Source organism: Rhodococcus sp. A14 (genome assembly GCF_011603105.1).
Taxonomy (GTDB): Bacteria; Actinomycetota; Actinomycetes; order Mycobacteriales; family Mycobacteriaceae; genus Rhodococcus_F; species Rhodococcus_F opacus.
Genome location: NZ_JAAOQS010000010.1, coordinates 69,859 through 84,023, shown reverse-complemented (window position 1 = coordinate 84,023; position 14,165 = coordinate 69,859). Strand labels below are relative to the sequence as shown.

General features: G+C 65.9%; 11 protein-coding genes and 2 pseudogenes. 6 read left to right on the top strand and 7 right to left on the bottom strand.

The genetic code is table 11. The features are described 5' to 3' along the window. Nucleotides 1-9: 9 nt before the first annotated feature. Nucleotides 10-1,065 carry an AraC family transcriptional regulator gene (locus G9373_RS08350; protein ID WP_167114621.1) on the top strand — a complete coding sequence of 352 codons (1,056 nt, stop codon included), beginning with the start codon at nucleotides 10-12 and terminating at the stop codon, nucleotides 1,063-1,065. A gap of 65 nt (nucleotides 1,066-1,130) precedes the next feature. On the opposite strand, the gene G9373_RS08345 is transcribed toward G9373_RS08350, so the two are convergent. Together G9373_RS08345 and G9373_RS08340 are read right to left on the bottom strand one after the other, a co-directional pair. Beyond that, nucleotides 1,131-2,264 carry an IS630 family transposase gene (locus G9373_RS08345; RefSeq protein ID WP_346842812.1) on the bottom strand — a complete coding sequence of 378 codons (1,134 nt, stop codon included), beginning with the start codon at nucleotides 2,262-2,264 and terminating at the stop codon, nucleotides 1,131-1,133. A gap of 195 nt (nucleotides 2,265-2,459) precedes the next feature. Further along, complete coding sequence (locus tag G9373_RS08340; protein ID WP_167114618.1) at nucleotides 2,460-3,368, bottom strand: DUF2971 domain-containing protein; 909 nt, start codon at nucleotides 3,366-3,368, stop codon at nucleotides 2,460-2,462. 114 nt (nucleotides 3,369-3,482) lie between these two features. Here G9373_RS08340 and G9373_RS08335 point away from each other — a divergent pair, with 114 nt between their 5' ends. Next, a complete protein-coding gene (locus tag G9373_RS08335; protein ID WP_240960422.1) occupies nucleotides 3,483-3,842 on the top strand; it encodes a sortase in 360 nt (119 codons plus the stop codon). Nucleotides 3,843-4,196: 354 nt separating this feature from the next. On the opposite strand, the pseudogene G9373_RS08330 reads toward G9373_RS08335, so the two are convergent. Further along, a pseudogene (locus tag G9373_RS08330) lies at nucleotides 4,197-4,621 on the bottom strand (hypothetical protein). Nucleotides 4,622-4,688: 67 nt separating this feature from the next. On the opposite strand from G9373_RS08330, the gene G9373_RS08325 reads away from it, so the two are divergent. Then, the gene (locus tag G9373_RS08325; RefSeq protein WP_167114615.1) at nucleotides 4,689-5,393 is read left to right on the top strand and encodes a M24 family metallopeptidase; all 705 of its coding nucleotides are present in this window, start codon (nucleotides 4,689-4,691) and stop codon (nucleotides 5,391-5,393) included. Nucleotides 5,394-5,493: 100 nt separating this feature from the next. On the opposite strand, the gene G9373_RS08320 is transcribed toward G9373_RS08325, so the two are convergent. The 3 genes from G9373_RS08320 to G9373_RS08310 form a co-directional block, all read right to left on the bottom strand. Next, nucleotides 5,494-7,098 (bottom strand): MFS transporter, encoded by a 1,605-nt coding sequence (locus G9373_RS08320; protein ID WP_054247746.1) that lies wholly within the window; start codon nucleotides 7,096-7,098, stop codon nucleotides 5,494-5,496. A 304-nt stretch (nucleotides 7,099-7,402) separates the two neighbouring features. Then, nucleotides 7,403-8,224, bottom strand: coding sequence for a class II glutamine amidotransferase (locus G9373_RS08315; protein ID WP_167114612.1), 822 nt, complete (start codon nucleotides 8,222-8,224; stop codon nucleotides 7,403-7,405). A 114-nt stretch (nucleotides 8,225-8,338) separates the two neighbouring features. Then, nucleotides 8,339-8,719, bottom strand: a complete 381-nt coding sequence (locus G9373_RS08310) for an SHOCT domain-containing protein (RefSeq protein WP_005256028.1) — start codon at nucleotides 8,717-8,719, stop codon at nucleotides 8,339-8,341. A gap of 286 nt (nucleotides 8,720-9,005) precedes the next feature. Between G9373_RS08310 and proS the strand changes: the two are divergent. After that, nucleotides 9,006-10,438 (top strand): annotated as a pseudogene (gene proS, locus G9373_RS08305) (proline--tRNA ligase). A gap of 141 nt (nucleotides 10,439-10,579) precedes the next feature. Further along, the gene (locus G9373_RS08300) at nucleotides 10,580-11,425 is read left to right on the top strand and encodes a hypothetical protein (RefSeq protein WP_133985780.1); all 846 of its coding nucleotides are present in this window, start codon (nucleotides 10,580-10,582) and stop codon (nucleotides 11,423-11,425) included. Between the two features lie 49 nt (nucleotides 11,426-11,474). On the opposite strand, the gene G9373_RS08295 is transcribed toward G9373_RS08300, so the two are convergent. Beyond that, on the bottom strand, nucleotides 11,475-12,650 hold the full coding sequence (locus tag G9373_RS08295; RefSeq protein ID WP_167114609.1) for an MFS transporter: 1,176 nt from the start codon (nucleotides 12,648-12,650) through the stop codon (nucleotides 11,475-11,477). A gap of 142 nt (nucleotides 12,651-12,792) precedes the next feature. On the opposite strand from G9373_RS08295, the gene G9373_RS08290 reads away from it, so the two are divergent. Further along, nucleotides 12,793-14,154 (top strand): amidase, encoded by a 1,362-nt coding sequence (locus G9373_RS08290; protein WP_167114605.1) that lies wholly within the window; start codon nucleotides 12,793-12,795, stop codon nucleotides 14,152-14,154. Nucleotides 14,155-14,165 lie beyond the last annotated feature (11 nt).

Here is a 14,165-nt window from a genome sequence, read left to right as displayed (position 1 = left end):
CGTGATTCTGTGGGTGAGCATCGACGGCACACCGTCGACGACGACGCGGAATGGGTGCGTGCGGCGATGACGGGGCCGCTGGCCCGGCACCGTCTGCTCAGCACGGCGGACGTCGACGAATTCTGTTCCCGAGCCTCGCAGATCCTCAGCGTGCACGACATCCATCGAACCAACGCCCTCGATACGGCCCCGTTCCGCGGGCAGGTACGGGCAACATCGGTCGGAGATGTCCAGTTCGTCTACCTGGAGCAAGGGGTGGACATGGACGTCGACATCCTCGAACGACTCGACTACTACGACGTGATGCTGGCGTACTCCGGCACCAACGAGATCACCTGCTCGGATCGGCTCTCGAAGGTCGGCGACGCGCACGGCGCTCTACTGTCTCCCCGAATGCGTGCCAGTATGCGGATGGACGCCGACTACCGGCAGATGCACCTGCGCATAGACCAACACGTCCTCAATCAACGTCTGGAGAACCTGCTCGGACGTCCACCTCACGACCCCGTCATCTTCGACCTCACGATGGATCTGTCCTCGCCACGACTGTCCACCTGGATGTCATCGCTCCGATTGCTGATTCACGACCTGGACAAGGAAGACGGACTCACCCGACACCTCCTCGCGGCGACGAGTTGGCAGGACATGCTGCTCACCGGCCTACTCGTGTCGCACCCACACAGTTACTCGGCAGCCCTGCACGAACTGGACCACCCGCGGGTTCATCGGCGAACGTTCAAGCAGGCACTGGATTTCTGCGAAGAACACCTTGCCGATCCGGTGACCGTCGGTGACATCGCCCGGCACGTCGGAATCAGCGCTCGCTCCCTGCAACGGGCCTTCCAGGAAGAACTCGGCACCTCCCCGACCCGTTACGTCCAATCCTTGCGACTGGCGCAGGCGCGGCAAGATCTGCTCGAAATGGACCCGGCATCACCGGAATCGGTGACCCAGATCGCCCACCGATGGGGATTCGTGCACCTCTCACGCTTCGCCGCGGCTTACCGCAAACGCTACGGCGAGGCACCGTCCGCCACCGCAATGCGGGTTTTAGCGGGCGGCTAGAGGGCCCACTCGTGGTTGTCTCCTGTCGATGAGGTCGGCGACACTTTAACGAATCTAGTGCCGTATCAGGCAACGTTTGCCTTGTTGACGATCTCCCGTAACCGTTCGTCGGCGGCATGCTTGTTCCGCCAGATGATGTAGCGGCGGATCATGCTGGCCTGCTCGCGATGAGAGGCATGGTCGGTGCCGTCGAGCGCGAAGTAGCGCAGCGCGGTGAACTGCGCCTCGATCCGGTTCAACCACGAACTATTCGTCGGCGTGTATGCGATCTCGACGTTGTTCGCCTCCGCCCAGTTGGCGACCCGGCGGCATCTCTTCGTAGTCAGGTGCGGCGAGAAGTTGTCACACACGATCGCCAGGCGCACGCCGGCCGGGTAGAGGCTGCGCAGGTAGCGGCAGAAGGTGAGGAACTGGGTGCGGGTTTTGGTGTCTTTGACGTGCCCGTAGAGCCTGTCGGTGGCCAGATCGTAGGCGGCGAACAGGTGCCGTACTCCGTGTAGGCGGTTGTATGTGGCCCGTCGGCGGCGTCGCGGCTCACGCTCGGCGTCCTTGTGCCTGCCGCCGCGTTCGGCCCACTGCCGCCCCGGATGCGGTTGCAGGTTCAAGGGGCCGAATTCGTCGAGGCAGAACACCACCTCCGGCTCACCGGGCTCGGGCACGACCTCCCGGTCGGCGATCGCGTACAGGTGCTCGACCCGGGCCTTCTTCACCGCGTAGTCCGGGTCCCGGGACGCCTTCCATGTCTTCACTTTTTGAAACGAGACGCCCTCCTCTCGGAGCAGAACCCGAAGGCCCTCATGGCTGATGTCGTCGACCACCCCCTCGGCGACCAGGAAGTCCGCCAGCTTGGACAGGCTCCAGGTCGAGAACGGCAGGTCGTGCTCGGTCGGGGTGGACTTGGCGATCTTCTTGATCTCCCGGCGTTCGGGCAGAGTGAACGTCTCCGGCCGCCCGCCTTTGTATTTCGGATACAGCGAGTCGAAACCGTCCCTGTTGAAGTTGTGGATCACGTCCCTGACCCGGTCGGCGCTGGTGAAGGTGACCTCGGCGATCTTGGCCACCGGCATCCGCTGCGCGGACAGCAAGATCATCTGCGCTCGCCGCCAGGTCACCACCGACCCGCTCCCGCGACGCACGATCCGTAACAATCGTCTTCCTTCGTCGTCATCGATCTCCCGCACGCGCACTCGTTCTGCCACCACCACAGCGTGGCCCACCCACCAGCCCCAGTTCCGCAACCAAGCGGTGTGTCGCTACAAGAGGGCAAACCTTCACGGGTGTGGCACTAGCCTTAGATAACGGCGGGCCGGACCGACGTGGACGGCATGGTGTTCGTGCTCGTATCACGTCGACCAACACCGACTGAAACCTGGACCGGATAGTCGGGATCCGGATCAGCCGCGGTACGGAGTTGGCGAGTGTGTGACGCGAACGTCGCCGAAAGACAGCTGGTTAAGCATCCTTGTAACTGACTCGACTCGAAGTTCCTGTTCGGGGCTCGGCCCTACCCAAATCGACTCGACCAACTTTCCGGGGTACGCAGTTTCCCGCGCCGGGTCGTGCAGATGGAAAGGGGTAAGGCGCAACTGAAGGTACGGAATCAACATCCCCGTCGGCGACGGCCGAAAGTCGCACGCGGTGTAATTGTGTCCTGCAGAGTAGATCAGGCGCCATTCTTGCTCTTCTTCGAAAGCGTCGTGCTTGAACTGTGCCAGACATTCCACCGCATTCTGTACGGCGCTGCTGTAGCTCGTGGGGTGAACGATCTCCTCTGCCGCGGCTTCGATGATTGACTCGTCGAGCTTGTAATGCACTGGGAAGAGTTGGCTTCCACCAAGAAATCCGATGGACTCATTCCCTGCCCGAAATGCAGGTACCAAGAATTGTTTGAGTATGTCGACGGGAAACTCGATAGAGTATCCGTTCGCGCCGTACCCGCGCCACTGACTGAGCAGGTCGGCCCTGCTGCTGAAGCTGGTGACATAAGCGGTGTGGGCTGTCTGACCGATGCTGGGATTGGGATCAGTAAAGTCCCCGGCACGAATCCGCTTGGCGAGGCCCGCGATCCGGGCTTTATGAGCGGCATCGTGGTGCGCAGCGCAGTCGAGCATCGCGTCCGCTAAAGCGTCGGCGGCAAAGCTCAACTCTTGGGAGTCGTTCAGGTACCGAGCATCGCTCGCCCACAGTGTTAGTGAACGCTCCGATGGAACGTTTGGAAAGCCCTTGATCGGCTTCGGCGCGAAAATCCCCTGTAGGCCGCTTGCCGTTGTGTAGTGGTGCAGAGTCGCGGGAATTTCAGTCACACGGGAATCGTAGGCGGAGTGGCCGACATTTCGCCTCTGCGAGAACGCACCGAACCCGCTGACAGACGAAGTCTCAGTGGCGCGATTCGAAACTGCTCGGTCAGGCCGAGCCCAATGGACGGGCCGGCTCCGGGCCAGCTGGGTTCGGCAGTGATCCTAGGGCACGTCGATTCCTATGAGGGTCCGGCGGTGTTCTACCGATTGAAAGACCTCGAGGCGGGAGACTCGATCGAGGTGAGCTTGGCCGACGGCACCATCGCTCATTTCGCGGTCACCAAGGTGGAGACGTATCCGAAGACGGAGTTCCCGGCCGAGGGGGTTTACGGCTCGCACGGTGATGAAACGCTGCAACTGGTCACCTGTGGGGGAGAGTACGACGCGGACGCCCGTAGCTACCTGTCCAACATCGTGGCCTACACCTCTCTGGTTGATACCGACAGCGGGGAAGCTCCGGCCGCTGCCGGCCAGAAATGATCTGGCAACCGGGAAGTCCGCGGGATGTGAGCATTTGGCCACCGTGGTCGGTTGTGACAGGCACGCTGTGGACTCGACGCGACTGTGGGTTACGACCCCGCGCAGGTCCTCGGCACGCCAAGATGTAGTCGATCAATCTTGTCGCCGCAGCCCGGATGTCCGGAGCAGGGTGCGCCAGGACCGGCCGTGGCACGCGCCTCCCTAGCAGGCGAATGTCATTGAACACGACCAAAGTGAGCACGCGTGACGATGATCCTGGAACGCGCATGCTCAGTACATGCGGCGCGCGGCTATCCCAGTCGGGTGGATACGCCAGCTGTAGCTATCGGGAGGTCCCCGCCACAGGTCGCCGCCTCAGGTGCCGAGCAACAAGATCCCGGTCACCAGTAGCGCACCGACCTTGACAACTTCCAGGCCGGTATAGACGTAGTGCGTGTGAGAACGGGGGACGTCTTCACCGGCGAGGACGCGGTCGGATCGTCGCGACAACCGGGGGCGAACACCGACCAGTTGCACCACGAGCACGCGACCGCCGTCGCTCCTGCCACCACCACCCGGGCAGTTGGTCCGTCTATGAGGAGTCCGGCAATGAGCAGTGCCGCCCACACCATCTCGGTGATGTTCAGCGCACGGAACACGAGCCGGCCGATCCCCAGCCCGAGCCGCACCGTCACCCCGGGTGCGCGGAACTTCAGTGGCGCTTCGAGGAACGAGATGGCGACAACCATCCCCAGCCAGGTGAAGGTCACCGCGATCGAAACGGCATGCGCTGCGGTCACTGCACCAGGCAAGACGATCTGCGTCAACGGTGTGGGCAATTCTGGGTGCCGACTAGGATCGGTTCTCGTGCCTTCCTCCGCTGTCTCCGAACGGGAACGCGTCTCTTCGTTGCTCGATGCGCAGGACAAGGCGGTCGCGCTGTTCGACGCGGTTGTCGCGCGCGGCCTCATCGCCCCCGGCGCGTCCGAGTCGGCGGTCAGCGACGCTATTCGGGATCTCGCAGACGACATGTTCGGTACCCGCAGGTTCTGGCACAAGCGGATCGTGCGCACCGGGATCAACACGCTCGAGCCGTACAGGTCGAATCCGCCGGACCTCACCATCGCCGCCGACGCCATCACCTTCCTCGACTTCGGCCCGATCTTCGAGGCGTGGGAAGCGGACTTCGGTCGCACCTACGTCCTCGGTGACGACCCCGCCAAGATCGCACTCCGCGACGCTCTCGAGCCGGTGTGGCAGCGCGGCCGCGATTACTTTCATGCACATCCCGACGTCACCGGGGCGGAGCTCTATGCCCATGTCGTCGACCTTGCCCGGCAGAGTGGATGGGAGTTCGGTTCCTCGATCGCCGGGCATTTGGTCGGCGAGTTCCCGCACGAGAAGATCGCCGGTCACAAGACCGACTCCTACATCAAGCCGGGATCGGCCGGGCCGATGCGTCGGCTCGATGCTGCCGGTCGGCCGTGCCACTGGATCCTCGAGATCCACCTCGTCAATCGTGCCCGGGGAATCGGTGGTTTCTTCGAGCAGCTCCTGGACCTGAGCCGATGAGCACACCCGACACCGAGACCGACGGTGATCCTCTTGTTCTCCTGTCAGGGAGCGGCGAAGCCTGCGGCGGCGAGAATCTGTCCAGGTGGGGAGATGCGAGTCAGTCCCCCGCTGGCCCTTGGCCGGAAGGCGGTGCTGCGGGCTCCGGTATGCGCCTCATGCGGAACGAGTTGAACAGCCCGATGAGACCGGCGAGGATGGGGATGAGCAAAGCGATTTGCAGGGCGAGCGGTCGTGCGTCGGTGTTGATGCGGATGATCTCGTCCTGAATCTCCGGGGGTTGGTCCACGAGCAGCTGTTCGAGCTGGGTGTTGCTCATGACTTCGGCGTCGTCCTCGAGCACCTGCGCCACCTGCTGCTGCTCTGCCGGCGGGAGCACGGTGCTCGATTCCGCCATCGCGGTGAAGGTGAGGGACAGCGTTGCGAGCATGATGGCGCCGGCGAACGCCAGCCCGAACGAGAGCCCGAACGATCCTGCCGCGGAATTGACGCTGGCGGCCTCGCTGATCCGCTCTTCCTCGATCGGTGCCAGTGTGTAGTTGTTGAGCTGGGACACCAGCAACCCCAACCCGGATCCGGCGATCACCAACGGGATCACCAGGCCCCAGCCGAACTCGGCGCGCGGCACGATCGGGATCAGCGCCGCGATCCCAATCGTCAGAAGCACGAATCCCCAGCGGATGATGCTGCTCGGGCGTCGGTCGCCCGCCTTCTTGCCCGCGAGCACCGCCACTGCGAACATGCTGAGCGAGAGGGGTGCGAGGGACAATCCCGCCTGCATCGCGTTGTATTCGAGCACCATCTGCAGGTAGATCGGCAGCGCGATCATCGTGCCGCCCAGGGCGATCTGCTGGAGCATCTGCCCGGTGATGCCCAGTCGGAAGACCTTGGAGTGGAACAGATCCGGGTCCAGCAGTGTCGGTTTCCCCTGACGTTTGCGCCGCACGAGCCAGTACGTCAGTCCGGCCATCGCGATCGCACCGAGTATCAGGAGCGCACCGACGGATTCGCCGCCCTCCTGCCATACCAGGATTCCGAGCACGATCCCGCCCATGCCCAGAACGGAGAGGGCCGCCCCCACCAGGTCGATCACCCGGGGTCCCGTGTACGGCACATCGCGGACCAGTTTGATGCCGGAGAGCACGACCGCGATGATGACGACCTCGAGCACGAACCCGACGCGCCACGAGAGGTAGGTGGTGATGAAACCGCCGAGCAGCGGTCCGACGGCGGCGGCGATCGCGGCCGCCGCCCCGACCAGGGCGTAGACCTTCTTTTGGGCCGCTCCTTCGAAATTGCCGTGGATGAGGGACTGCATGGCGGGCAGCAGAAGTGACGCGCCGATTCCACCGAGTACGGCCCAGAAGATGATGATCGCCGTCAGGCTCTGCGCGAGCGCCATCGCCGACGCACCGACTGCGTAGCCGAGCAGACCCAGCACGTACGCCCGTTTGCGTCCGATGAGATCGCCGACCTTGCCACCGATCAGGATGAACGCGGCAGATACCAGCGCCTCGAGCGCAATCGCCGCCTGGACGCCGCTGACGGTGGTGTCGAGGTCGCGAACCACCGACGAGATCGACACGTTCATCAGCGATGTGTCGACGACGAGCACGAACATCGCCATCGCCAGCAGGAGTCCGAGCAGGCGGGAAGGGCCCACTGCCTTCTCGGAGGGATCGCTGGTCGTCGGTCCTTCGGTCATCGCAGACCCACCGTCCCGGCTGTCGTGTAGGGCGGCAATCCACGGCGAGTTACCCAAGACGTCACGGCCACCTCCTGGGCGCACACCCGCCCAGGTCCTCGGGCCCGGGTGGGAATGGGGTAGACGCGATCGCAACGTCCATCCCGCAACACCGAGTGTCTCATGTGTGGGGGCGACCTACCTAGAGAACAAAGAACCCGGCGGGGCGCCGGCCACGCAAAACTCGGAGGCGCCATTGTCGATGTCCGCCGGTCGGCTCAACGGATATCGTGCGATCAGGTGGTCGTCTCGGCGCTGCGCGAACTCATGTCGGTGCGATCGGTTCGAACGGCCGGATTTCGTCGTCGCCGGGCCGGACCACCCCGGCCGAGGATTCCGGCACTTCGTTCCACGCACCTTCGAGGTCGCGGAGTGGCTCGGAGACCACGAAACGGGTCTCCCCGCCCAGGTGGTGCAGTACCTCGACCTCCGGGTGGAGGGCGCGCAGCTTCGCGATGCCGGTGGAGAAGAACAGTGACCTCGACTGCCGCTCACTCGAATAGCGGAAGATCCACAGCGATGCACCGTCGGTGGTCGCGACGGTCATCTGCACCGGATCCTCGATCCCGTGCGTGCGGCCCACATCTTCGACGAAGCCGACCGCGCGCGCAACGGCATCGAAGGGGTCGTCGACGAGACCGAACGTCAGGGCGAGGAAGAACAAGGTTTCGGAGTCGGTGGACCCCTCGATGTCGGGAAACAGGGCCGGGTCGACGGCCATCACCAACGCGCGTCTGATCTCGTGGAAACCGCGAAGGGCGCCGTTGTGCATCCACAACCACTGCCCGTGCCGGAACGGGTGACAGTTGCTGCGTTGCACCGGCGTCCCGGTCGAGGCCCGCACGTGGGCGAGCAGCATCGGCGTTCGCACTTGACCGGTGATCTCCCGCAGATTGCTGTCGTTCCAGGCCGGTTCGATGCTCTTGTACACCGCCGGTTCGGTGCCCTCGCCGTACCAGCCGACCCCGAACCCGTCACCATTCGTGGTCGTCGCTCCGAGACGCGAGTGCAGACTCTGATCGATCAGCGAATGTTTAGGACGGAACAACAGGTCTTCCGCGAGGATCGGCTCACCCGAGTACGCCATCCACCGGCACATACATCAATTCAAGCAGAGCTGACCCTGTCTGCGACAGCCCCGACGGACACCGGTTCTCACCGCACCGGATCGTCGCCTGCCTGCCGTTTTGCGCCGCGCGTGTCAGGTGAGCGCCTTTGCCTTGAGGGTGTCGAACTCGGCCTGGGTGATGGTGCCGGCGTCGAGCAGTGCTTTCGCGTCGGCGATCTGTTCGGCAGCCGACTTCCCGGCCACCTCCCTGATGTAATGGTCGGTCGCCTGCTTCGCCGCGCTCTGCGCCTCGAGGTGCCGCTCCGCCATGCCGCGGCCCCGGGCGATGAGGTAGACGAACACACTCAGGTACGGCAGCACGATCAGGAAGATGATCCACAGCGTCTTGCCGAGACCGGACATGCCGCGGTCGCGGAACAGATCACCGAGGACCTGAAACAGGATCATCAGGTAGGCGACGAACGCGAACACCATCAGCGTGTACCAGAACAGGTCCCAGAATGAATCCAACATGGTATGACTCCTTCGAGTGCGGCGGCCGCGCATATGGGCTGCCTGGGTGCGGAGCAGAAATCAAATGTGCACGTTCACGAAGCAAGCATCCACCTCCCGGGCGCCTTTGGTTGGTGGTTTTGCGCAGATCACGGCCGCCGGGGCAAGCGAGGGGTCGATCCAGCCCGCGCGCGGTGACCACTGGACGACGCCGACCGGAATCTCGGCGAAGTACTCCGGGCATCTCGCTATCGGACTCGGCCGCGGACGGTGAAACGGCCGATCCGCCCGAGTAGTCTGTGCTGGCATGGCACGGGATGAGCGCGGTGTGACAGCCCAGAGTGAGGACTTCGCTGCCTGGTACAACGAGGTCGTGTTCAAGGCCGGCCTTGTGGATCGAGGTCCGGCCAAGGGCACCATGGTGATCCGACCGTACGGGTACCGGCTGTGGGAACTGTTGCAGTCCGAACTCGACCGCCGCATCAAGGACACCGGTCACGAGAATGCGTACTTCCCGTTGCTGATTCCGGAAAGCTACCTGGGCCGGGAAGCCGAACACGTCGAAGGGTTTTCCCCGGAACTGGCGGTGGTCACCCATGCCGGTGGGAAAAAGCTCGAAGAACCGCTGGTGGTGCGGCCGACGTCGGAGACGATCATCGGCGAGATGATGGCCAAGTGGATCAGCTCGCACCGCGACCTGCCGCTGCTGTTGAACCAGTGGGCGAACGTGGTGCGGTGGGAGTTGCGTCCGCGAATGTTTCTGCGCACCACAGAATTTCTGTGGCAGGAGGGCCACACCGCGCACGTCGACGAGGCTGCCGCCCGCCGTGAGACGATGCTGGCGCTCGACATCTTTCGCGAGGTGGCACGTGAGCTGGCCGCGATCCCCCGGGCGAGAAGACGCCCGGTGAACGGTTCGCGGGTGCCGTGGCGACGTACACGATCGAGGGCATGATGCGTGACGGCCGTGCGTTGCAGTCCGGCACCTCGCATTACCTGGGCACCAAGTTCGCGTCGGCTTTCGACATCCGTTTCACCAGCGAGTCGGGACGAGAGGAGTTGTGTCACACCACATCGTGGGGTATGAGCACCCGGATGATCGGTGGCATCGTCATGACTCACGGCGACACCACGGGCCTGGTGTTCCCGCCGCGGTTGGCGCCCCACCAGGTGGTGATCGTGCCGATCACCCGTGGCGGCAACGTTGCGGTCGAGGAAGCGGCCGACGAGCTTGCCCGCCGCCTGCGGTCGGTTGGGGTGCGGACCCATGTCGATGCCCGCCCCCAGCTCACCCCGGGGTTCAAATACAACGAGTGGGAGTTGCGCGGCGTCCCGGTCCGGCTCGAGCTCGGGCCGCGAGATCTGGAGGCCGGCACGGTGATGATGGTGAAACGGCTCGGCGACGACGGCAAGCAGTCCGTGCCGATCGACTCCCTGCCCGAGACCATGCCCGGGGTCCTGGACGACTTTCAGGCCTTCCTGCTCGCTCGTGCGACCGCGTTCCGCGACAGCCACACTCGGACCGTCGACAACTGGGAGGGTTTCGCGGACGCGGTCTCGACGGGGTGGGCACTGGCACTGCACTGCGGGATCGCCGCGTGCGAGGAGGAGATCAAGTCCCTCACCGCTGCCACCCCGCGATGTGTTCCCCTCGGCGGCGAGCCGGAGACAGGTGTGTGCGTGCAATGTGGCGCGGCGTCGGCGTACGGCAGGTGGGTGATCTTCGGGCGCGCCTACTGACGGGGCGCACACGGTGTGTGCAGGGGTGGCTTTCGCCACCCCTCGGGGGACTATTCGCATGCCGGGTACTCGACGGACGCTGGGGATCTCGAAAGCCGACCACTCGGAGAGAGACGGCCCTCGACCGAAAGGAACCCCGCTATGCCCCGCATCCTCGGCACCACCGTCCCCGACGTTCACGAACACGATCCGCCGGGCGCCGCCATGCCCGCTGTCGAATCCGCCCACAAAGAGGTCCGGCACCACTGGGCCTTCGCCCGGATCGGCCTGTACCTGTTGCTCGCTTCCCTACCACTGCTCGCGATCTCGGCGCAGGTGTTCGGCGTCGTGCCGATGAATGCCACCGGTGCGCTGGTGATCATTCCGCTCGCCGCCACCCTCGCCGTGTTGTGCGTGTTCGCTCCGCACCCGATCGACCGCATCGTCGGCCATGGCCTCGGCTGGGGGATGTTCGCGTGTCTGGCCTACGACGTCTTCCGCCTCGACACCGTGTATATGCTCGGGCTGTGGGGCGATTTCATTCCGAAAATGGGTACGTGGCTGCACTCGGGAACCGACACCCGGACCGGCGCGATCGTGGGCTACCTGTGGCGGTACCTCGGCGACGGCGGCGGCATCGGAATCGCCTTCTTCCTCATCGCTCTCGCACTCGGCCTCCAGCATCGGTCGCGCCGTGTCGTCCTCCTCGCGTTCGTCACCTTCGCGGTGTTCCCGGTGTGGGCCGGGCTCGTCGGAACGGTCGCCCTGTCGCCGCACGGACAGCACGACATGTTTCCGCTCACGCCGACGACGATCACGTTGTCGCTGGTCGGGCACCTGATCTTCGGGCTCGTGCTCGGCCTCGGCTTCCTGCGCGCCCGGGGCCGCCTCGGCCAGCACTGGCCGTGGCCGCCGCTGCTCCCGGTGCGGTCGCGGGCCGGTGCGCCACGGCCGCGCAGTGAGGCGCTGGTGCCCGCGTGCGGCGAGTGCGGCGCGACCGAACGGTAGCGACCCTCCCCAGGTGAGTGGCGAAGCGTGCCCGGGCACGCTTCGCCGCTCACGTGTGGGTGAGGTGCCGGTCCTTCACCTTCCGGCCCACTGCCACGGACAGCAGCATCAGCAGTGCCGCCCCCACGAAGCAGGTGGCGTAGCCGAGGTGCGGGGCGAGGAGTGAGATGACGAACGGGACTGCGAAGCCGATGTAGATCAGGCAGTAGAACACCGCGACGGTCTGCGCGAGTTCGTCTGCGGGTGCCAATTTTTCGACGGACGCGAGACCGGAACCGAGCAGGATGCCGTAGCAGGATCCGAGGAGGAACGCCGCGACGACGATCGCGGCGACGGACAGCGCGCCGTCCGTGTATGCGACCACGGTCGCGGCGCCGAAGCCCAGCACCCCGAGGGCGATGCCGACCCGGACCCCGGCGGCGGCGTCGTCCTGCTGCGACCACCGTTTGGCCCACGGCTGGATCACCGCCCCGGTGATCAGGGTCAGCGCCGCGACGAGCCCGGTGAACGCCACCGACGTGGAGCGCAGCGACTCGGAGACGAGCGGCGGAAGGGTCGCGAACGACACGGTCGCCACACCGAACACCCACGGCGCCCAGGGGGCGATGCCCCACCGGAACTGGGGTGTCGCCAGCACCGACAGGGGTTTGGCGGTGAGGTCGGTGGCGCGGACCCGCACGTCGGGCACAGCCCACACCAGCGCCAGGGCACCGACCATCAACGCGACGTGCACCAGGTACGGGAGCAGTTCGGGGGCGGGGAGCCACTGCGCGATCACGCCGGCGAACAGGGCCCCGCAGCCGAATCCCGCGGACAACGACACGGCGGCGCGGCGTGCACCCGCCCCGGCGGGCGCGGTGGAGCTGAGTTCCTTCATCCAGGCGGTTCCGGCGCCGAACGCCATGCCGGAGGCGAGTCCGGCCAGCACCCGGCCCAGATAGAGCAGGTCGGGGACGGCGGCGCCCGCGATGAGCACGAGCGAGGAGACGATGCCCACGGGGATCATCGGGCGGATCACCGCGCGCCGGCCGAACCGGTCGGACACGCGGCCGAAGTACAGCAGGGCGGGCACCAGCCCGACGACGTACGACGCGAGCATCGCGGTGAAGGCGCCGTTTCCGAGACCGAGATGTTCGCGGTAGACGAGCTGCATCGGGGCGAACTGGTTGGCACCCCAGCTGACCGCGAACAGCGCGGCGGCGAGGCGGACCCAGGGCGAGAGCATCACCTGATCCTCCCAGAGCCCGTAGCGCGGCGAAGTATCAACTCTTCACAGCTCGGGCGACGGATTCCTGTGCACACTGGCCGTGTGCGGCGGGTTCGGGGATGTCTAGCGTCGACCCCTGAGCACGAGCCGAGGAGGACATGTGTGGGGTAACGACGGCAGCTGGGTCGGCTCGGACGCGCAGACGATCGCCCGCGCGGTGACGAACCGGGAAGTCTCCGCGAGTCAGGTGCTCGACGACCACCTGGCGCACATCAAGGCCCGGAACCCGGAGCTGAACGCCGTCGTCACCGTCGCCGAGGATCAGGCGATCCGGGCCGCCGACGACCTCGACACCCGGATCGGCCGAGGGGAGGACGTCGGTCCGCTGGCCGGGGTCCCGTTCACCGTGAAGGACCTGATCGCGACCGCGGGTGTCCGGACGACGGCGGGGTCGCGCGCGCTCGAGCACAACGTGCCGCGTGTCGACGCGCCCGCGGTGGCCGCGATGAGGGCGGCCGGCGCGATTCTCGTCGGGAAGACGAACACCCCGGAGTTCGGGGCCAGCGGGCTCACCCACAACGACCTGTTCGGGTACACGGTGAATCCGCTCCGGCCCGACGGTGTTCCCCGCTCACCTGGTGGGTCGAGCGGCGGCGAAGCGGCGGCGGTCGCGTCCGGGATGAGCGTGGTCGGTCTCGGCACCGACTTCGGCGGCTCGGTGCGCTGGCCCGCCCACTGCACGGGGCTGCGCTCGGTGCGCCCGACGATCGGCAGGGTGGACCCCGACGGACAGTGTCCCGGCGTCCCGTCGGGCGATCACCTGCTGACCAATCCGGCGACCATGCACGGCACGCTGCAGACGATCGGTCCGATGGCGCGGACGCTGGACGACGCGACCCTGGTGCTGCGGGTGCTGTCGTCCCCGCAGTACCGCTGGACCGACCCGGGTTCGGTGGACCTCTCACGCCTCGACATCACGTGGGCGCCCGGTGAGGGCACCGTGCCCGTCGGCGAGGAGATCGCCGCGGCCGCTGCCGGTGCTGCCCGACATCTCGGTGCCCGCCCGTACGAGGGCGGGGCGCTGTCGGAGGGCAACGATCTGTTCGGCAGGTTGCGTGCGGTCGAAACCCACACCGACATCACCGAACTCGGCACAGACTTCGGAAACAACATCGCCACGATGCTCGCCGCCGCGCGGGACGTGGACCGGCGCCTGGTCGAGCGTCTGTGGGCGCAGCGAGCGGAACTCGTGCACCGACTGCTCGGCGAGATGGGCGACGTCCTCGTCCTTCCCGTCGCCTCGATCCCGGCGCCGCCGCTCGGCGACGAAGTGTTCGACGTCGGTGGGCAGTCGCTCACGTGGTCTCAGGCCCTGGCGAGTTGCCGCGCGATCAGCGTGACGGGTCTGCCGTCCGTCGTCGTTCCGGTGGGAATCACCCGGTCCGGGTTGCCGATCGGCGTGCAGGTCGTCGCGCGACCGTGGTGCGAGCACGTGGCGTTGGCCGTGGCCGCCCGGTTGTGAGGCGACCACGG